The organism is Asaia sp. As-1742 (assembly GCF_011753235.1).
In the GTDB taxonomy this organism is placed as follows: Bacteria; Pseudomonadota; Alphaproteobacteria; order Acetobacterales; family Acetobacteraceae; genus Asaia; species Asaia bogorensis_B.
The window spans coordinates 113690-133240 of sequence record NZ_VWWA01000001.1; the positions used below are offsets into that span (position 1 = coordinate 113690).

The following is a 19551-nucleotide window of genomic DNA, read 5'->3' on the forward strand; positions in this document are numbered from 1 at the left end:
ATGGCAGCCGCGGCTGAAGATCAGGCGAAGCAGGAAGCCCTCGAGGAGCAGCGCAAGGCGCGTGCCGCCGAGCGCGAGCGTGAGGAAGCTGCACGCCGTGCGCCGCTCGAGGCGACTGAGTCGGCCCGTCGTACCGGTGGCGTGCAGCTTGCTGCCCCGATGGAACGTCTGCGTCCGTTGGCCGAACGTGCCGTCATGGCGCCGCGTCCCGTCACCCCCAAGCCGGCGCCCGCCGCGGCCGGTGCATCGGCTGCAGCGCCTCGCAATGAAACGCTGCATCTGCGTCGCGGTGGCGCTGGTGGCGAAACCGAGGAAGATCGTCGCGCTGGTCCGCGCCGTGCCCCGGCCGCGCCGCCACGCCGTGGTGCGCCAGCTGCCCCCAAGAAGAGCGGTGATTCGCGTCGTTCTGGCCGTATCGACGTCCGCGCCGCCATCGAAGGTGATGACGACAAGACGCGTTCGCTCGCTTCGGTTCGTCGCCAGCGTGACCGCGAGCGTCGCCAGGCCGAGCTTGAGCGTCTCCGCGCCGATCAGGTCCGCGTGGTGCGTGACGTGATCCTGCCGGAATCTATCACGGTGGCCGAGCTGGCCAACCGTATGGCGCTGCGTCAGGCTGAAGTCGTCAAGGCACTCATGAAGATGGGTGTGATGGCTACAGCCACGCAGCTGATTGACGCCGATACGGCCGAACTGGTCATCAGCGAATTCGGCCACCGTGTCCGTCGCGTTGCCGAGAGCGACGTGGAACTGGGCATCGAGGGTGTGGAAGATCGCGAGGAAGACCTCGTGACACGCGCTCCGGTTGTGACCGTCATGGGCCATGTCGACCACGGCAAGACCTCGCTGCTCGATGCACTGCGCACAACTGATGTGGCAGCTGGCGAAGCCGGTGGTATCACCCAGCATATCGGCGCCTATCAGGTGACGGTGCCCAGCGGCGCGAAGATCACCTTCGTCGATACGCCTGGCCATGAAGCGTTTACCTCGATGCGTGCCCGCGGTGCTTCGGTCACCGACGTAGTTGTGCTGGTCGTGGCCGCCGATGACGGCGTGATGCCGCAGACGATCGAGGCCATCAAGCACGCCAAGGCTGCTGATGCGCCGATCATTGTGGCGATCAACAAGATCGACAAGCCGGGTGCAAACCCCGACCGCGTGCGTCAGGCTCTGCTGAGCCACGAGATCGTGGTGGAAGCCCTTGGCGGTGACGTGCAGGATGTCGAGGTTTCGGCGCTCAAGCGCACGGGCCTGGACAAGCTGGAGGAAGCCATTCTGTTGCAGGCAGAAGTGCTCGACCTGAAGGCGAATCCGAACCGTGTCGCCGAAGGCTCGGTCATCGAGAGCCGTCTGGATCGCGGTCGCGGTCCAGTTGCGACGGTTCTGGTCCAGAAGGGCACGCTCAACCGTTCCGACATCGTCGTGGCTGGTGCCGAGTGGGGTCGTGTTCGTGCCATGCTGGATGACAAGGGGCGCCAGCTCAAGGATGCTGGTCCGTCCATGCCGGTCGAGCTTCTGGGTATCACGGGTGTTCCCGGCGCCGGCGAACCGTTCGTGGTCGTAGAGAACGAGAACCGTGCCCGCGAGATCTGCGAGTTCCGTCAGCGCAAGCAGAAGGACAAGATGGCAGCAGGTCGTGCCGCAGCCCGCGGTACGCTTGACCAGATGCTGGCCCGTATCCAGGCGGGTGAGCAGAAGGAAGTGGCTCTGCTCATCAAGGCAGACGTGCAGGGCTCTGCCGAGGCTATTGAGGCTTCGGTGCTCAAGCTCGAGCATGAGGAAGTTCGTATCCGCGTGCTGAACGCCTCTGTCGGTCAGATCACCGAGAGCGACATCCAGCTCGCCAAGGCATCGAACGCCATCATCGTGGCCTTCAATGTCCGCGCCACCACGCAGGCCCGTGAAATGGCCCAGCGTGAGGATGTGGACATCCGCTACTACTCGATCATCTATCAGGTGACCGACGATGTGGAGCAGCTGGTCAAGGGCAAGGTTGCGCCCAAGCATCGCGAGAAGTTCCTCGGTTACGCCGAGATCCGTCAGGTCTTCAACATCACGAAGGTCGGCAAGGTCGCGGGTTGCTATGTCACCGAGGGCGTGGTCAAGCGTGGCTGTGGCGTGCGTCTGTTGCGTGACAACGTGGTGATCCATGAAGGCGAGCTGAGCCAGCTCAAGCGCTTCAAGGATGACGTCAAGGAAGTGGCCCGCAACTATGAGTGCGGTCTCTCCTTCGCTGGCTACAACGACCTGCGCGAAGGCGACATGGTTGAGTGCTACGAGATGGAAGTGATCCCTGCATGAGGGGTTCGCGTTCCAAGGTGCCGGGCTTTTCAGGGCCCGGCGACGCCGGTGGCCCTTCACAGCGTCAGCTGAGAATGTCCGAAGAGGTCCGTCGTGTTCTTTCGGATCTCTTCGCCCGCACCGAGTTTCGTGATCCGGAACTTTCGGGCGTGCATGTGACGGTGACTGAAGTGCGTATCTCCCCCGATTTTCGCCACGCCACGGCTTTTGTCAGCCGTCTGGGGCGTAGCGATATCGAGGAAGTGCTGCCTGCGCTCAAGCGCGTAGCGCCGTTCCTGCGCACAGGACTCTCCAAAACCCTGCGCTCGCGCATTGTGCCGGAAATCCATTTCCAGCCCGATACCGCGCTCGAACACGCGATGGAAATGGATGCGCTGATGCGCACGCCGGAAGTCCGTCGTGATCTTGATTCCGAAGACTGAGTGGAGCGACCCGTCATGGGACGCAAAAAAGGGCAGGATATCGACGGCTGGCTGGTCGTCGACAAGAGCCTGAAAATCGGCTCGACCGATGTGGTGAACAAGGCGCGCCGCCTGTTCGATGCCAAAAAGGCCGGGCATGGCGGTACGCTGGACCCTTTGGCGACGGGCATCCTGCCGGTCGCTTTCGGTCAGGCCACCAAGACGATCCCCTATATCATGGATGCTACCAAGCGTTATCGCTTCACGCTGTTCCTTGGTGAGTCGCGCACAACCGATGACCGTGAAGGCGAGGTCGTGCTGACAAGCGAGCATCGCCCCAGTGATGCCGAATTGCGCGCGGCTCTCCCTGCGCTCACCGGTGATATCATGCAGGTGCCGCCGGTCTACTCGGCGCTCAAGGTGGATGGCGAGCGATCCTATGACCTCGCACGGGCCGGACGACCGCCCGATCTGCCGCCGCGGCCTGCACGCGTTGACTCCATCACGCTTGTCGACCGTCCTGATCGTGACCATGCCGTGTTCGAGGTTCAGTCGGGCAAGGGCGTGTATATGCGCAGCCTTGCACGTGACATCGCCCTGGCCAGCGGTACCGTCGGGCATATTGCCGTATTGCGCAGGACCAAATGCGGCCCGTTTGACGAGACCCATGCGATAACACTGGACAAGCTGGTTCAAAATGACGACAAGGCCGATGCACTTTCAGCGCTTTTGCGCCCGGTCTCGACCGCGCTGGCCGACATCCCGGCTCTGGCCGTGACCGACGCAGAAGCACAGGCCTTGCGCTTTGGACAGAGCCTTTCTCTGGCCGATTGCGCCGCTCTGATGCTGACACCGCAGGAGGGTGACGTCCTGCAGGCCCAGGAGGGGGGGTGTCTTGTCGGTTTGTGCCGCGTCCAGGAGGGCCGTCTCAAGCCGATACGGATATTCGAGTCGTTTAAATACGGAGACAGAGATGTCGATTACAGCTGAACGCCGCACGGCGCTGATCGAAGAATTCAAGACCAACCCGACCGACACCGGGTCGCCGGAAGTGCAGGTTGCACTGCTGAGCGAGCGTATCGTCAACCTGACGGGCCATCTGCAGACGCACAAGAAGGACTTCCACTCACGTCGTGGTCTTCTGATGCTCGTTGGCCAGCGTCGTGGCCTGCTTGACTATCTCAAGCGCAAGGATCAGGGCCGCTACCAGACCCTTATCGAGCGTCTCGGCCTGCGCCGCTAACATGCTCGGGCGGAGGGTCATGCCTCCGCCGCCTCCCGTCGTCATGCTGGCGGCGGGGTACCAGGCTTCGTCACTGAACGTTGAAGCTGGAGACAGAACCGGCCTTCGGCGTTTCAGGCCACATGGTGACATGCCGGTCCGATCCCGGCCTTTCTTGCCATGCCGTCCGAAACGCTGCCAGCCAGTCAGGGCCCGTTCCCTTCAGATCACCGTAACCGGTGCCAAAGCCCCCTAATCAGGACAGAATGATGTTCAACTACTTCCGCAAGGAAATCGACTGGGCCGGACGCCCGCTCGTTCTGGAAACCGGCAAGATTGCCCGTCAGGCTGATGGTGCGGTTGTCGCCACCTATGGCGATACGGTTGTGCTCTGCACCGCCGTTGGCGCCAAGTCGGTCAAGCCGGGCCAGGACTTCTTCCCGATGACCGTCAACTATCAGGAAAAGGCCTATGCAGCTGGCCGTATTCCTGGCGGCTTCTTCAAGCGCGAGGGCCGTCCGTCCGAGAGCGAGACCCTGATCTCGCGTCTGATCGACCGTCCAATCCGCCCGCTCTTCCCTGAGAACTTCCGCAATGAAGTGCAGGTCACGGCGACCGTTCTCAGCCATGACATGGAAAACGACCCCGCACTGGTTGCGCTGATCGGCTGCTCAGCCGCGCTCACCCTTTCGGGTATTCCCTTTTATGGTCCGGTTGGCGTGGCGCGCGTGGCCCGCATCAATGACCAGCTCGTCATTAATCCGACCATTGCGGAGATGAAGGAGAGCGCGCTCGATCTCGTCGTCGCCGGGACGAGCGAAGGCGTGCTGATGGTTGAATCCGAAGCTTCCGAGCTTTCGGAAGAGATCATGCTCGAAGCCGTGACCGCAGGCCATGCCGCCTTCCAGCCCGTGATCGACGCGATCATCGATCTGGCCGAGCACGCCGCCAAGCAGCCCTGGGACCTCGAAGGCCCCACCAAGGAGCAGATCGCCCTGCGCAAGCGCGTGGAGAAGATCGGCACCAAGCTGATGGCCGACGCCTATAAGGAAAAGGCCAAGCAGGCACGCTACGAGAAGATCGCGACCGCCAAGGCGCGCATCATCGAAGGCCTGACCGAGGAAGGTCTGGACGTCGATATGGCCAAGCCGATGCTCAAGGAGCTTGAGGCCCAGGTCGTTCGCGGCGCCATCCTGAAGACCGGCATCCGTATCGACGGTCGCGACACCAAGACGGTGCGCCCGATCGTGTCCGAAGTCGGCATCCTGCCACGCGCCCATGGCTCCTCGCTCTTCACGCGCGGTGAGACGCAGGCTCTGGTCGTTGCCACGCTGGGCACCACCCAGGACGAGCAGATCATTGACGCCCTTGAAGGCGAGTACCGCTCGAACTTCATGCTGCACTACAACTTCCCACCCTACTCGGTTGGTGAGTGCGGCCGCATGGGAAGCCCGGGCCGTCGCGAGATCGGCCATGGCAAGCTGGCATGGCGTGCGCTGCACCCGCTGCTGCCGGGCAAGGACCGCTTCCCCTACACGGTGCGTATCGTTTCCGAGATCACCGAGAGCAACGGATCGTCTTCAATGGCCACCGTTTGCGGCTCCTCGCTGGCGCTGATGGATGCCGGCGTGCCGCTGCCGCGCCCCGTTGCCGGTATCGCCATGGGCCTGATCAAGGAAGATCGTGGCTACGCCGTGCTGTCCGACATCCTGGGTGACGAAGATCACCTTGGTGACATGGACTTCAAGGTGGCCGGTACCGAATCCGGTATCACTGCGCTCCAGATGGACATCAAGATCACCTCGATCACGCCGGAAATCATGAAGGTGGCGCTCGAGCAGGCCCGTGACGGTCGCATCCACATCCTCGGCGAGATGGCCAAGGCGATCGATGAAGGTCGTGAGGGGGTCTCGCGCAATGCGCCGAAGATCACCACCATGAACATCGCCAAGGAGAAGATCCGCGATGTGATCGGTTCGGGTGGCAAGGTCATTCGCGAGATCGTCGAGTTCTCGGGTGCCAAGGTTGATATCAACGACGAAGGTGTCATCACCATCGCTGCATCGAATGACGAGCAGGCCCAGAAGGCCATCTCGCGCATCGAAGGCATCGTGGCTGAGCCGGAAATCGGCCGCATCTACGATGGCAAGGTCGTCAAGACCGCCGATTTCGGTGCGTTCGTGAACTTCCTCGGGCCGCGCGACGGTCTGGTGCATATCTCCGAGCTGACCGATGGTCGCGTTGCCAAGACCACCGATGTCGTGAAGCAGGGCGACGCTGTGAAGGTGAAGGTTGTCGGTTTCGACGATCGCGGCAAGGTCAAGCTGTCGATGCGCGTTGTCGATCAGCAGACCGGCGCCGATATCTCGGAGAGCGTCGGTGCAAAGGCCGCTCGTCCGACCAGGCAGCGTGACGCTGACTGATCTCCCGTTTCAGGAGGAGGGCCATAAAGGGGCCTCCTCCCTCGGAGTACAACACAGATTATGATGTCGATTGATACCGTCCGCATGGCTGGCCGGGAAGTCCTCCCCCTCGTTGAGGGTGGCAAGGGCGTCTCGGTTTCGACCGGTATATCAGCAGGCCATTGGGCTGCTGCTGGTGGCGTGGGCACTGTCTCTGCCGTCAATGCCGACAGCTATGACGCAGATGGCAACCGTATCCCCCAGATCTATTCGGGCCGTACGCGCCGTGAGCGTCATGAGGAGCTGATCCGCTACGCGATCGAGGGCGGTATCACCCAGGTTCGCATTGCCCGCGAAATTGCAGGCAGCAAGGGCATGATCAACGCCAATCTCCTGTGGGAGATGGGCGGTGCCGAGCAGGTGATCGAGGGCATCCTCGAGGGTGCCCCCGGGATGATCGACGGGCTGACCTGCGGCGCAGGCATGCCTTATCGTCTGTCGGAAATCGCCGCACGTCATAAGGTGCATTATTATCCGATCGTCTCCTCGGCGCGCGCTTTCAACGCGCTGTGGAAGCGTTCGTACAGCAAGACATCCGAATTGCTGGGCGGCGTGGTTTACGAGGATCCCTGGCGGGCGGGCGGCCATAACGGGCTGTCGAACACCGAGAACCCGCTCAAGCCGGAAGACCCCTATCCCCGCGTTGCCGCGCTGCGCAAGTCCATGAACCAGTTCGGTCTCGAGACCGTGCCGATCATCATGGCTGGTGGTGTCTGGTGGCTCGAGGAATGGGCGCACTGGTTCAATAATCCCGAGATCGGCCCGATCGTGTTCCAGTTCGGCACACGCCCGTTGCTGACTCAGGAGAGCCCTATCCCTGATGCATGGAAGCGCCGCCTGCGCCGCCTGCATGAAGGCGATGTGTATCTGAATCGCTTCTCGCCCACCGGCTTCTACTCATCGGCTGTGAACAACAGCTTCATGCAGAACCTGCGCGGGCGTTCCGAACGTCAGGTGGCCTATAGCAGCGAACCTGTGGGCGAGCATGATACGGCTCATGGGATCGGCGCGCGCAAGCGCGAGGTCTGGATGACCGCGACGGATCGCGAGCATGTTCTGGCATGGGAGGCTGCGGGCTATACCGAGGCCATGCGCACGCCGGATTCGACGCTCGTTTTCGTCACGCCTGAGGAAAGCCGGGTGATCGTGGCCGATCAGGTGGCCTGCATGGGCTGTCTTTCGGAATGTCGCTTCTCCAATTGGAGCCAGCGAGGCCCGAACTATACCAACGGGGCGAAGTCCGATCCGCGTTCCTTCTGCATCCAGAAGAGCCTGCAGGACATTGCTCATGCCGATGACAGCATGGGGATCGAGGCCGCCGACCAGCTGGTTGATCATAACCTGATGTTTGGTGGGACGAACGCATGGCGTTTCGGTTCCGATCCGTTCTATGCTGATGGCTTCACGCCGACAGTCGGTCAGCTTGTTGAACAGATCATGACGGGGCGCTGAGCGCCCTCAAGCAGCGGAGGTGCGAAACGGCATGATGAAGGGCAAGACCCGGCTTTCTGCCTCTCGCCCTCTGGCTGCCTTTCTGACAACCTCCACAAACCATCTCGCCCGTTATGCCATCACGCTCACGCCAGAGCAGCTGAGCCTGTACGAAGGCGCGCGAGCAGGCCTCGTCACGGCGCTCGCCCTGACCCCCTCGCTTTTCTTCGACCAGCCCGTTCTCGCCTGGATTGCCTTTGCCTGCTTCTGGGCCTGTCTGATTGATCCGGGCGGCCCCAATCGCGAGCGCTTTCAGGTTCTGGGCGGGTTCACCCTGGCCGGTACCCTTCTTGTGTTCGGGGTTTCCAGCCTGAGCCTGTTCGGTCCCTGGGCCACCGTGCCGCTTGTGGCGCTTATCGGGCTGGGTTGCGGTCTGGCGCGTGTGTTTTCTCCGGCAGTCATGCAGCTCTGGGCTCTGGCTGGTTGTGCCGCCGTTGCCGCCACCGGTTTTCCATCACCTCCGCGTCAGGCGGCTGAGATTGCGGGTCTGTTCTTCGCGGGGGGTGCCCTGGCGACGCTGTTCTGTCTGGTGCTTTGGCGGCAGCAGCCTTATGCCCCGGCGCGCCGTAGCCTCTCGGCAACGTTCTATATTCTCGATCTGATGGCGCGTGAGTTATCGGCCGGGCGTCTGCGCGAGGCCGTGCATCGTCAAGCGGCGCGCAACGCGATCGAACGTGCCCGAACCTTGCTGCTGATGCTCGATGCGCGTCATGGCAATATGCGCCTTCGTCGGCGCATGGAAGCGACACTCATGGCAGCCGAGCGCGTCTTTACCGCTCTGCTGGCGCTGGAGCATCTTTCGCAGAATGGGCCTTTATCGCCTGAGCTGCGCGTCCTCCTTGGCCGGCTCGGCATGGCCTGCCACGAGTGCATGCGACAGGTCGCGCGGCCAGAGCCTGATTTTCGTATTCTCGGGCAACTCGCACAGCGCCTCGACAGGGAGTCACGCAATGGTGGTGTGGTGAACGCCATGCCTGTCATCGCCTGCGCCGCGGCTTTCCAGCAGATGATCGCTGCGTTTTCGCGCCGCCATCGTGAGGAGGGTGAGGGGCAATCCGGGCGCGGGCGCGCCCTGACCCCGTTGATATGGCGCCATGCCATGCGTCTCTCTCTGGCGCTTACCCTGACCCAGATCGTCTGTCTGTATGGCGGCGAAGGGTTTTCCTACTGGGCGCTGATCGCGGCACTGCTGGTCATGCAGCCGGCTGGCAACCTGACCATCGTGCGCAGCATGGAGCGTGTTGTGGGCAGCATCGGGGGCAGTCTGCTCGCGGCGCTTTGCGCTCTGGTGCTTCCGGGTAAAATCCCCCTTCTGATCGCAGCGGTTTTTCTCTCTCTCGCTGCGATTGCGACCCGGGCCGTCAATTACACCATGCTGGTTTTCTTCCTGACCGGATTGGTGGTCGTTATTGCCGAGGCGCTGATGCCGGGGGGCGGCATCGTGTGGGCGCGTGTGCTGGACAATCTGATCGGCAGCGGGATCGCTCTGCTTTGCGTCCTGCTGCTCTGGCCCCAGCGCGGCGATTCCGACCGGGAAACGCTGGTCAGGCGTGCGATACTGGCCCATTGCCGTTATGCCAGCCTTGTTCTCTCGGGCGATACGGATCAGGGCCAGACCGACAAGGCGCAGCGTGAGGCCGGGATGACAACGATTGCTGCCGAGTTCTCTCGTGGGGGACTGCCTTTGTTCGGCGGACTGGTGACGCAACTGCGCGATGGGGAGTCACAGGATGTGCAGGCCGTCCTTCGGGCGCTCCGTCGCCTGAGCGGCGAACTGACCCTCTATCGCTTCGATATGCAGAACGGGTTGCGATGCCCTGACCCGCAGGAAGCGGCACGCTTCGAGCGGTGGGCGCAGGCGATCGCGTCTGAGGGAAAGTCCCGCGGCGCGAAGATCGTGCCGCAAGATGCCGAAAGGACGGGCCTTCCCGCCATGCAGGAAGTTCTGACCTGGCTTAACGACGAGACGGCTTTGATGCGGCTGGGGCAGAAGGCCGGGCTTCGGACCAGGGTGGCAGGAGATGCCGTGACTTGAGGCCGTCCCCACTTGCCCGGAAATCAGAGCAGCGAGAAGTCAGATCAGGCAGAGTTCGGACAGGCTGCGTCTGAGCGCCGGGGGGAGGTTCTCGATCCCCGTCGCTGCGGGTGACGAGCCCAGATCGATGGGCGCGTCCTCGGGCTTCAGATAACGCCAGCCTTGGAACGGCCGCATGGCGCGCGGCTGAACCGGAATGATCTCGTCAGTAACGAGGATATGAGTGCCCAGCTGGCCATCCGGGCGGGTGAAGGGTCGGAACCCCATAATCGGCTGACGGCAGAGCACCAGCCCGCCCATCACCCGAAAAAGCGAGCCCTGCCCACTGATCTCATCGGCCTGCTTGGGCATTGTGCGTGTGCGTATGACGCCATACCCCTCGACACGCTCGCCGCGCTGCATCCAGGCGGCGAGTTCATCGAGTGTCGTGCAACCGACGACCAGTTTGATCATGTGCAACAAGGGATCAGTGCTTTCCCATGAAGCCCTGCGCCCAGCCGGCATAAAGCTTCTTGAAGCGATCGACATCGATGGCCTGCACGATGCTGACCTTCCGAACGCCCATTGCTCTGGGTGCCAGGGCATCCGGCCAGACATAGGCGTGGCCATAGCCAATGCCCTTGCCGATCTCGACATCCATATAGGCGTCCTGTTTCCTGGTAACGAGGGAGGGATCGGCCACGATGGCGCTCGTGACTTCGTCCCACATGGCCAGCGGGACATAGTAGCGTACGAGATAATCGGTGGCGGCCGAGCGATGATCCTTCGCAATGGCCTCGACCTCAGCCTTGCTGAGCACCACGTCATTGGAGACATTGGCGACAGAGGTGATATGGGCCCAGGGCGCGGTCAGGGTGATATGCGCGGCCTCGGGATCGAAAATCAGATTGAAATCAGATCCATTATCCGCATTGCCGGTGACAGACATCATTGCCAGGTCAAGATAGCCGCCCATAAAGACAAGCTGCTTCGCCGTGCTCGCAAAGCTTGGATCCAGACGAATGGCCAAAGCCAGATTGGTCATCGGGCCAGCTTCGATGATTGTCACCTCATGGGGGTGAGCATGGACCTGCTGGATCATGAACAGCGCCGCAGGGATGCCCTGAGGCTGAAGCTCGGGCTTGCCATCGGGGGTCTGGGCAACAGCGGGCTGTGTGTCAGGAGTCTTGTCCATTGACCCCATGCCACCCCACGCCCCTTTCCAGGGCAGGCTGCCATATTGCTGCTCGCGCAGGCGCGTGAGTGCCACTGTGTTGATCAGGGGTTGTGTTGCCCCGTCATAAACCGGCACATCACGATGGCCCGAAATCTCCAGAAAGCGGCGGATACGTGCACTTTCAGCATTTTCCCAGTCATCGCCAGCCACGACCGTCAGGCCAAGAACCTTCAGTTTCGGGTTGTTCAGCAGGGGGATGACGGATTGGATGTTCGAGCCGCCCGGGCCCAGATAGTCATTATCGGCAATCACAAGCTCCGGACCGTTCCGGGTTTCGGCGGAGGCTGTGCCGATGGTGAGGGCGGCAAGCGCCAGACTGGCAAGGAAACAACGCATAAGCTGGTTTGACTCCGGAAAAGCGGGACGGTTCCCTGTGTCTCATACTGTGAGCAATAAAGTCTTAAGGGAAGGGGCGATGAACGTCATCCCGTGGCGTGCAGGGTGTTCATGCAGCCTGAATAATCGCAAAGCCGAAGGGCGGTGATTAGCGGATGATCAGAGGACCAGAGCACCCAGCAGGGCTTCGAGCCTCACACGACCTTCGTCTGTGGCAATGAGCCGGTTGTCCCGAAGGTTGAGATAATTCTCTTCCTGCGCCGCCTCGAAAATCATCGGGTCCACACACTCGGTCAGGTGGCGCCCTGTACGCATTGCGAACCAGTCCAGATCAATCCCTTCGCGCAGGCGCAACCCCATCAGGAGCGCCTCACGCCCGCGTTCCACGGATGACAGGGGCGTTTCCTCGGTCGACCCGCTTCCTCGCTGTTCGACACGGTCTGCCCAGATTTCCGGAGCACGATGCCGCCGTGTGGCCAGAAGTGTGTCATCCAGCGTCAGCCTGCCATGCGCTCCCGGCCCGATGCCGATATAATCCTGATAGCGCCAGTAGGTGAGGTTGTGACGGCTCTCGGCTCCGGGGCGGGCATAGTTCGAGATTTCGTAATCACGCATTCCGAAAAGGCCTGCGATTTCGGCAGTCTTTTCGTACAGGCGAGCAGCTTCATCTCCCTCGGGCAGGGTGAACCGCCCCTGTCGATAGAGCGCCTCGAATTTCGTGCCCTGTTCGATGGTGAGCTGATAGAGGGACAGGTGATCGGAGGCGAGGGCGAGCGCCTCGCGCAGCTCTGCCTCCCAGGCGCTCAGGCTCTGGCCGGGGCGGGCATAAATCAGGTCGAAGGAAAGCCGCGAAAAGAGGGCACGCGCTGTCTCGAGAGCCTGCACGGCCTGTCCCGCTGAATGTTCACGGCCCAGAAACCGCAGGGAATCCTCGTTCAGGCTCTGGATGCCGAGCGATATCCGATTGACCCCCGCCTGAGCAAAGCCGGCGAGTTTCTCGCGCTCCACGCTGGTCGGGTTGGCTTCGAGGGTGATTTCGAGATCAGGCGCGGCGTCGAAATGGTGCAGGGCATCCTGAATGATCATGGCCACAGTTTCAGGGCGCATGAGCGACGGTGTGCCGCCACCGAAAAAGATCGAGCGCAGGCTGCGTCGCCCCGTGCGGGCTGCATCATGGGCGAGCTCCCGACGCAGCGCCGCCGTGAAGCGCTCATGCGGGATGACGTCGCGCACATGGGAGTTGAAGTCGCAATACGGGCATTTGGCCAGACAGAAGGGCCAGTGCACATAGAGCGAGAGCGGCGGTGCTGCGCTCAGATCGCGATCCTCACACCAAGCTCGACCACGCGATCAGGCGGAATACGGAAGAACTCGGTGCTCGGTACGGCATTGCGCACCATCAGCAGGAACAGCCACATGCGCCAGATTGAAAGCTTGGGCAGGGTGGAGCGCACGACGAGCTCACGCGAGACGAAATACGAGGCCTGGATGGCATCGAACTCAACCCCGGCCGCGTTTAGTTCCTCGAGGGCCTTGGGCAGATTGGGCATTTCCATGAAGCCGTAGCGTACGATCACACGGTGAATGTTCGGCGCCAGCTCCTGCACCATCGCACGATGGCCGCGCTCTGCCTCGGGCTGATCGAGGTTCTGCACCGTCACAAACAGGACATGGTCGTGCAGCACCTTGTTATGCTTGAGGTTATGCAGGAGGCAGGTGGGGACGGTGTCGGGATTGGCTGTCAGGAATACGGCCATGCCGGGCACCCTGACGGTGCGTGATTGCGGCAGACGCGCCAGAAAGGACGCCATGGGTAGCGAATCTGCCATCTGGCGGGTGCGGATCAGACTGCGACCGCGCGCCCATGTGGTCATGAGAATGGTGGCCGAAACACCGATGGCCAGAGGCACCCAGCCACCATCGGGGATTTTCAGCACATTCGCTGCAAAGAAGGTCCCATCGCTGAGCAGAAAAAATCCAAAGACAAGACCCGCCAGAGGGGTGCTCCAGTTGAACACGCGGCGAAACACCACCATGGCCAGAACGGCCGTGCACATGAAGGTGCCTGTCACGGCAATGCCGTAAGCCGCAGCCAGCGCCGAAGAGGAGCGGAAGGAGAGCACGAGCAGGATCGAACCGAGAGCGAGCACCCAGTTGAACACAGGAAGATAGATCTGGGCTTCTTCCTCCGCATTGGTATGGGTGATGCGCATACGGGGCAGATAGCCCAGCTGGATAAGCTGACGGCAGAGCGAGAAGCCACCCGAAATGCCGGCCTGGCTGGCGATCACGGTTGCCATGGTGGCAAGCAGCAGAAGCGGAATCTGGGCCCAACCGGGGGCAAGATGGTAAAACGGATTTTGCAACGCTGCCGGGTTGCGGAGAAGAAGGGCACCCTGACCCAGATAATTCAGCGTCAGGGACGGCAGAACGAAAAACAGCCACGCATAGCGGATGGGCGTCCGGCCAAAATGCCCCATATCGGCATAAAGCGCCTCGGCACCTGTCACGGAAAGAACAACAGAGCCGAGTGCGATGAAGGCCAGCCATCCGTGATAGAGCACGAATTGCGCGGCGTAATAAGGCGAAAGCGCCATCAGGATATGGGGCGTCTGGGCGATGGAATGAATGCCCATGACGGCCAGCGTCAGAAACCAGACCATCATGATCGGGCCAAAGGCACGACCGATCCTGCCGGTGCCCAGTGCCTGCGCGCTGAACAGGGCAATCAGGATGATGATCGCCACCGGGATGATGATGTGGGAGGCAGACGGCACCGAGACCTCGATACCTTCAATGGCCGAGAGAACCGAAACGGCCGGCGTGATGATGCCGTCACCGAAAAAGAGGCAGGCCCCGCCAATACCGACAATGCCGAAGAACCAGCGATATCTTGGCGATTTGCAGACACGCTGTGCCAAAGACATGAGCGCGATGATACCACCTTCGCCATCATGGTCGGCGCGCATGACAAGCATGACGTACTTGATGGTGACGACCAGCATGAGCGCCCAGAAAATCAGGCTCTCGATGCCCATGATCTCCCAGCTTTCTGCCGGATGACGGATTGAGCCAACAATCTGGACAGAGGCCTGGAAGGCGTAAAGTGGGCTGGTGCCGATATCCCCATAGACTACCCCAAGAACGCCCAGCAGACCGGCCAGACCGACAGGGGCTTTCTTTTGCAGCCCGTCATTCGCGCCGAACTCACGGATGGAGCCCTGCCCGTCGGTTGCGTTTCTGACAACGGACCCTGGTTCTGCGGTGGTGGAACCTGGCTGTCCGGCAGGCCTGTCTGTCATTTCTGTTCCATCTCATGGCAAGCGCGAGGCAAGCACGGGGGCAAATACGGTGCGTGATACACATAGATGTGAGCGATCACTGACATAAAGCCTGCCATACGATCATTCGTCCTGTCGCCGCAAGCATGGTGTGGCCGAAATCAAATGGTGGGACGGCTGCCGAATATGGCGGTCCCGACGCGCACGAGTGTCGCGCCATGGGCGATAGCGGTTTCAAAATCGGCCGACATACCCATGGAGCACTCTGCCAGACCATGAGCCTGCGCCAGCTGTGCAAGGTACGCGAAGTGGGGGGCCGGTTCCTCATCCTCGGGAGGGATGCACATCAGTCCCTTCACAGCGTTGCCGAAACGCGCCCGGCACAGCGTGATGAATGCATCGGCCTCCTCGCGCGGGATACCTGATTTCTGGGGTTCGTCACCGGTGTTGACCTGAACGAACAGGTCAGGCAGCCGGCCCAGCCGGTCACCGGCCCGGGCAATGGCATCGGCCAGAGCGGGGCGATCGAGGGATTCGATACAATCGGCCACGCGACACGCGTCCAGCGCCTTGTTGGTTTGCAGGCCACCGATGATGTGCAGACGAAGATCAGCCCAGACTTCACGCAGGGCAGGGAATTTGTCCCTGGCTTCCTGCACACGGTTTTCACCGAACAGGCGCTGCCCGGCCTCGAGGGCCTGCTCGATGGCGGAGGCCGGATGAAACTTGCTGACGGCAACGAGCTGAACGCTCTCCCTCTGGCGTTGGGCTGTCATGCAGGCGGCATCGATACGCGCACGAATCCGGTCGAGACGAGAGGAGAGCGTGTCGTTTGTCATGGCCATATCCGCAAGTTGTTGCTGTTAAGATGCATGAAGGGGTAGCGCGGCGCTTCGCGAAATGCCATTGGCAAGGCAATGTCCAAAGCACCTTCTCAGATTCCCGCCGATCCGACACGCGATCTGGCCTTCGATATTGTCTGCGGTGTCGTCGAGCATCGACGAATGCTGGAGACGACGCTCGACCGTAGCCCGCTGACCGACCCAAGGGACCGTGCAAGCGCTCATCGCCTCGCGGCGACCGTGCTGCGGCACATGGGCAGCATGACCGAGTTGCTGCAACCGCTTCTTCGTCGCGAGCCGCCTGCGCCCGTGCGCTGTGCCTTGCTGATGGGCGTGGCCCAGCTGCGTCATCTCGAGACACCCCCCCATGCTGCGGTGGGCACGATTGTCTCCCTGCTTCGTCGTCGTGGGCTGGCGCCTTTCGCCGGGCTGGCCAATGCCGTGCTGAGGCGTGTGGCGCGCGATGGTGACGAGCTGGCCGAGGGTCTTGATGCCGATCGGCTCGATGTTCCGGCCTGGCTCTGGACGGCCTGGGGGCACCGCGCCCGCGATATCGCGGGAGGGTTGCATCGCGAGGCGCCGATCGATCTGACCCTGAAACCGGGCGCTGTGGTTCCGGAAGACGGGGAGATGATGCCCAATGGCAGTGTGCGTTTCGCACCGGGGACGCGGGTGACGGAGCTTGAAGGCTTCGAGGAAGGCGCGTTCTGGGTTCAGGATGCGGCTGCCACCATGCCAGCGCGCCTGCTGAACGTTTCGCCGGGACAGAGCGTTGTCGATCTCTGCGCCGCGCCGGGTGGCAAGACGGCCCAGCTGGCTGTAGCCGGGGCGAAGGTCTTTGCGGTCGAGCGCGAGGAGACGCGCGCCAGGCGCCTCAAGCAGAACCTTGAGCGCCTCAGGCTCGATGCCGAGGTGGTTATCGCCGACGCCCTGCAATGGCAGCCAGAAGAGAAAGTGGACGCGGTTCTGCTCGATGCGCCATGTTCGGCAACGGGGACATTGCGTCGTCATCCAGACGTCCTGTGGGTGAAGCGCCCGCGTGATGTGCTGTCGCTTGCGAAGGATCAGGATCGCCTGATCGACGCCGCTGGTGCCATGCTCAAGCCGGACGGCGTCTTGCTATACGCAGTATGCTCACTCCAGGATGAGGAAGGTCCGCAGCGTGTGGCGGCAGCGCTTAAACGCGGCTGGGTGCTGGAGCCTTTCACCGCTGAAGAGCTGGCGGCCATGCCCGAGGCACTCACAAAACAGGGAACATTCCGCACTCATCCCGGCATGTGGGCCGAGTGGGGCGGTATGGATGGCTTTTTCGCTGCAAGGCTGCGCAAGACGGCCTGAGACGGACCGGTCAGAGAGCGTCGCCCTGTCGGGCGGCGCCAGTTGAGTGGCCTGCTACGGAACGATCGACACAGAGAGAAGGTAGAACGATGCCCCAGTTGAAAACGCCCCTGATTGCACCAAGCATTCTCAGCGCCGATTTTGCGCGCATGGGCGAGGAAGTCGAGGCCGTGGTGCGCGATGGGGCCGACTGGCTGCATCTGGATGTGATGGACGGGCATTTCGTGCCCAACATGACATTTGGCCCCGGCATGGTGGCGGCCCTGCGTAACCGTACCGACAAGCCCTTTGACGTGCATCTGATGATCGAGCCGGCCGATGCCTTCATCGAGGCTTTCGCCAAGGCCGGTGCGGACCATATTCATGTGCATGTAGAGAACAATCCGCACGTGCATCGTACGCTTCAGCACATCCGTGCCCTTGGCAAGAAGCCCGGGATTGCCATTTGCCCGGGTACGCCGCCTGAAGCGCTCGAATATCTGCTCGACCTTGTCGACATCATTCTGGTCATGACCGTCAATCCCGGTTTCGGGGGGCAGAAATTCCTCGAGAGCCAGGTGCCCAAAATCCGCAAGCTTCGCCAGATGGCCGATGCCACAGGACGCGACATCCGTATTGGCGTCGATGGCGGGATTGATCTCGCAACAGCGCCTCTTGCAACCGGCGCAGGCGCAGATATGATGGTCGCCGGAACCTCCATTTATGGTCAGCATGATTATGCTGCTGCAATAAACTCTCTGAGACAGGCGGGCAGCCTGTCCTGACAACCTGACCAGAGGAATCGTACTGGCATGCTCGGACGCTGGGCACGTGAAGCTCGTCTTTCATTTGCCCGACTGCCATCGAGCGTGCCGGGTCTCGCGCGTGCGCCAGACCGGCCGGTTCATGCCATTCGCGATATATGGCCCGGTAATGCTGATCATGGTGCCTTGCTCGTAAGCGGGGCGGCCCGTTTTGAGGGACGCACCGTCCCCTTGCGGGTCAATGACTGGGAATATGCCGACCTCTCCCCCGCGACCCGTGACTGGTTGCAGGGGTTTACCTGGCTACGGGACCTTCGTGCGCTCGGTAGCGACGAAGCCCGTCTCTATGCCCGGTCGATTGTCAGCAGCTGGCTCGATCAACCGCCTATCGATCCGCTTGTTCTGAACGCAACCGTAACAGGCGCGCGTCTTGCCTCTTGGTTGGGGCATTTCGATTTCTTTGCGGCATCAGCCAGCGAAGCGTTCAGGCAACGATTGATGGATCGTCTTCTGGTCGAAGGACGCCTGATCTCCATCATGCTGCCACTCGAGGCACATGGATGGCGCAATTTCACAGCACTCAAGGGGTTGCTGGCAGTCGCGGTTGCCATACCGTCCCAGACCGGCTTCCTCCAGCGTTTTGAACGTTTTCTTGGTCAGGAGATCGACCGTCAGATTCTTCCTGATGGCACGTTGCGCGAGCGTAGTCCCCTCGCTCAGATGGAGGCGACGCGTGAACTGGCCGAGATCAGCGTGTTCATGCGTATGGCGCAGATGGCGCCCTCGGAAGTCGTGCAGAATGCCCTTGCGCGCCTTTGCCCTGTATTGCGTGCTCTGCGGCATGGGGATGGCGGGCTCGCCCTGTTTCACGGCAGCAAGGAGGGTGACGACCGCCAGATTGACAGGATCATCCAGTATGGGGCGCGTCAGAGGCTCTTGGCATCTTCCATGCCTGATGGTGCCTTCTGGCGTGTGAGCGCCGGCAAGGCGCTGCTTTTTGTCGATGGAGGGCAGACGCCTGCAGCCGGGTATGACCGGAACGCGCATGCGGCTCCTCTCGCGCTCGAGTTTTCCTATGCGCGCCAGAGGCTTATCGTAAACTGCGGCGGAGCCACCGCAGGATTATGGAAGCGCGCCCTTCGCCAGACAGCGGCTCATTCATCCCTCGTCGTTGAAAACACATCCTGCTGCGATATTGGCGCCGATGGCACCATCACGCGACGACCGGCCCACGTTACCCTCAATCATCAAAGTCAGGATGGCTCGCACTGGATCGATGGCCAGCATGATGGGTGGTATCCCGGGCTTGGCGCCAATTGGCGCCGGCGCCTCTACCTTGGCCCTACAGGCGAGGATCTGCGAGGTGAGGATTGTGTGGAGAGCGAGCGAAACGTGGGTTTCGCCCTGCGTTTTCACCTTCATCCTACAGTGACGGCCGAACTGGCACCTGATGGTGATGAGGTGTTGATGCACGCTGGCGGCATGATCTGGCGCTTTCGGCAGGAGGGTGGGGAGTTGGCGCTTGAGAAAAGTGTCTATGCTGGCGGTGAAAAGCCGGTTCCCAGTCTTCAGATCGTGGTGCGTCCCGTCGCGCCAGGCACGGAAAACGAGATAACGGCTATCGCGACTGCCGATGAGCAGGAGACACCTCGCATAGAGGCGCTCGAAACCGAGCCTGCCGGCAGTTCCGGGACTTTGGCTGAGTCCGAAGATGTATCAGATGCCGGTAATGAGAGTTCCGGAGGGGCAACCTCTGTTCGGAAGGAGATCACAAAACCTCTGCCGAATGACACGGCGCCGCCTTCTGCACCTGCGCGCTCCGCTGAACCGAGTGTCGTGCATCAGGTTGTGCAATGGGTCATGGAGCGCGTGCCTGAATGAAAAAG

The 19551-nt window shown here is 61.7% G+C and carries 14 protein-coding genes and 1 pseudogene; 10 read left to right on the top strand and 5 right to left on the bottom strand.

The annotated features are described in order from the left end of the window. Window positions 1-135: 135 nt before the first annotated feature. The 7 genes and pseudogenes from infB to F3J08_RS00435 all read left to right on the top strand — a co-directional run. Window positions 136-2298, top strand: a pseudogene (gene infB, locus F3J08_RS00405) (translation initiation factor IF-2); the annotation flags it as partial. Continuing rightward, a complete protein-coding gene (gene rbfA / locus F3J08_RS00410) occupies window positions 2295-2720 on the top strand; it encodes a 30S ribosome-binding factor RbfA (RefSeq protein ID WP_122039729.1) in 426 nt (141 codons plus the stop codon). The pseudogene infB and the gene rbfA, both read left to right, overlap by 4 nt. Window positions 2721-2735: 15 nt before the next feature. Further along, window positions 2736-3689 carry a tRNA pseudouridine(55) synthase TruB gene (truB, locus tag F3J08_RS00415; RefSeq protein ID WP_166928022.1) on the top strand — a complete coding sequence of 318 codons (954 nt, stop codon included), beginning with the start codon at window positions 2736-2738 and terminating at the stop codon, window positions 3687-3689. Continuing rightward, window positions 3673-3942 carry a 30S ribosomal protein S15 gene (gene rpsO, locus F3J08_RS00420; protein ID WP_023979579.1) on the top strand — a complete coding sequence of 90 codons (270 nt, stop codon included), beginning with the start codon at window positions 3673-3675 and terminating at the stop codon, window positions 3940-3942. Before truB ends, rpsO begins: the two co-directional genes overlap by 17 nt. A 248-nt stretch (window positions 3943-4190) precedes the next feature. Then, on the top strand, window positions 4191-6344 hold the full coding sequence (pnp, locus tag F3J08_RS00425; protein ID WP_062165066.1) for a polyribonucleotide nucleotidyltransferase: 2154 nt from the start codon (window positions 4191-4193) through the stop codon (window positions 6342-6344). A 60-nt stretch (window positions 6345-6404) separates the two neighbouring features. Then, on the top strand, window positions 6405-7835 hold the full coding sequence (locus tag F3J08_RS00430) for a nitronate monooxygenase family protein (RefSeq protein ID WP_122039731.1): 1431 nt from the start codon (window positions 6405-6407) through the stop codon (window positions 7833-7835). A gap of 31 nt (window positions 7836-7866) precedes the next feature. Continuing rightward, a complete protein-coding gene (locus tag F3J08_RS00435) occupies window positions 7867-9909 on the top strand; it encodes an FUSC family protein (protein WP_166928023.1) in 2043 nt (680 codons plus the stop codon). 39 nt (window positions 9910-9948) lie between these two features. Here the strand turns inward: F3J08_RS00435 and F3J08_RS00440 are convergent, their stop codons facing one another. The 5 genes from F3J08_RS00440 to F3J08_RS00460 all read right to left on the bottom strand — a co-directional run bounded on the left by F3J08_RS00440 (window position 9949) and on the right by F3J08_RS00460 (window position 15581). Then, a complete protein-coding gene (locus tag F3J08_RS00440; RefSeq protein ID WP_166928024.1) occupies window positions 9949-10371 on the bottom strand; it encodes a DUF1489 family protein in 423 nt (140 codons plus the stop codon). Between the two features lie 4 nt (window positions 10372-10375). Next, the gene (locus F3J08_RS00445; protein ID WP_122039733.1) at window positions 10376-11461 is read right to left on the bottom strand and encodes a nucleoside hydrolase; all 1086 of its coding nucleotides are present in this window, start codon (window positions 11459-11461) and stop codon (window positions 10376-10378) included. 159 nt (window positions 11462-11620) lie between these two features. Further along, the gene (hemW, locus tag F3J08_RS00450) at window positions 11621-12748 is read right to left on the bottom strand and encodes a radical SAM family heme chaperone HemW (protein WP_370458639.1); all 1128 of its coding nucleotides are present in this window, start codon (window positions 12746-12748) and stop codon (window positions 11621-11623) included. 26 nt (window positions 12749-12774) lie between these two features. Further along, window positions 12775-14763, bottom strand: coding sequence for a potassium transporter Kup (locus tag F3J08_RS00455; protein WP_166928025.1), 1989 nt, complete (start codon window positions 14761-14763; stop codon window positions 12775-12777). Window positions 14764-14903: 140 nt separating this feature from the next. After that, a complete protein-coding gene (locus tag F3J08_RS00460; protein ID WP_240149044.1) occupies window positions 14904-15581 on the bottom strand; it encodes a YggS family pyridoxal phosphate-dependent enzyme in 678 nt (225 codons plus the stop codon). A 78-nt stretch (window positions 15582-15659) separates the two neighbouring features. Between F3J08_RS00460 and F3J08_RS00465 the strand changes: the two genes are divergently transcribed. From F3J08_RS00465 to F3J08_RS00475, 3 genes are all read left to right on the top strand, one after another. Further along, complete coding sequence (locus tag F3J08_RS00465; RefSeq protein ID WP_166928027.1) at window positions 15660-16922, top strand: RsmB/NOP family class I SAM-dependent RNA methyltransferase; 1263 nt, start codon at window positions 15660-15662, stop codon at window positions 16920-16922. A gap of 89 nt (window positions 16923-17011) precedes the next feature. Continuing rightward, a complete protein-coding gene (gene rpe / locus F3J08_RS00470) occupies window positions 17012-17686 on the top strand; it encodes a ribulose-phosphate 3-epimerase (protein WP_122039738.1) in 675 nt (224 codons plus the stop codon). 27 nt (window positions 17687-17713) lie between these two features. After that, window positions 17714-19546: a heparinase II/III family protein gene (locus F3J08_RS00475; protein ID WP_166928028.1), complete on the top strand. Its 1833-nt coding sequence runs from the start codon at window positions 17714-17716 to the stop codon at window positions 19544-19546. The last annotated feature ends 5 nt before the right edge of the window (window positions 19547-19551 follow it).

What these genes read in the sequence shown, in the direction of transcription:
- rbfA (WP_122039729.1), top strand. Translation starts at nt 2,295, where the DNA reads ATGAGGGGTTCGCGTTCCAAGGTGCCGGGCTTTTCAGGGCCCGGCGAC.
- truB (WP_166928022.1), top strand. Translation starts at nt 2,736, where the DNA reads ATGGGACGCAAAAAAGGGCAGGATATCGACGGCTGGCTGGTCGTCGAC.
- rpsO (WP_023979579.1), top strand. Translation starts at nt 3,673, where the DNA reads ATGTCGATTACAGCTGAACGCCGCACGGCGCTGATCGAAGAATTCAAG.
- pnp (WP_062165066.1), top strand. Translation starts at nt 4,191, where the DNA reads ATGTTCAACTACTTCCGCAAGGAAATCGACTGGGCCGGACGCCCGCTC.
- F3J08_RS00430 (WP_122039731.1), top strand. Translation starts at nt 6,405, where the DNA reads ATGATGTCGATTGATACCGTCCGCATGGCTGGCCGGGAAGTCCTCCCC.
- F3J08_RS00435 (WP_166928023.1), top strand. Translation starts at nt 7,867, where the DNA reads ATGATGAAGGGCAAGACCCGGCTTTCTGCCTCTCGCCCTCTGGCTGCC.
- F3J08_RS00445 (WP_122039733.1), bottom strand. Translation starts at nt 11,461, where the DNA reads ATGCGTTGTTTCCTTGCCAGTCTGGCGCTTGCCGCCCTCACCATCGGC.
- F3J08_RS00455 (WP_166928025.1), bottom strand. Translation starts at nt 14,763, where the DNA reads ATGACAGACAGGCCTGCCGGACAGCCAGGTTCCACCACCGCAGAACCA.
- F3J08_RS00460 (WP_240149044.1), bottom strand. Translation starts at nt 15,581, where the DNA reads ATGACAAACGACACGCTCTCCTCTCGTCTCGACCGGATTCGTGCGCGT.
- F3J08_RS00465 (WP_166928027.1), top strand. Translation starts at nt 15,660, where the DNA reads ATGTCCAAAGCACCTTCTCAGATTCCCGCCGATCCGACACGCGATCTG.
- rpe (WP_122039738.1), top strand. Translation starts at nt 17,012, where the DNA reads ATGCCCCAGTTGAAAACGCCCCTGATTGCACCAAGCATTCTCAGCGCC.
- F3J08_RS00475 (WP_166928028.1), top strand. Translation starts at nt 17,714, where the DNA reads ATGCTCGGACGCTGGGCACGTGAAGCTCGTCTTTCATTTGCCCGACTG.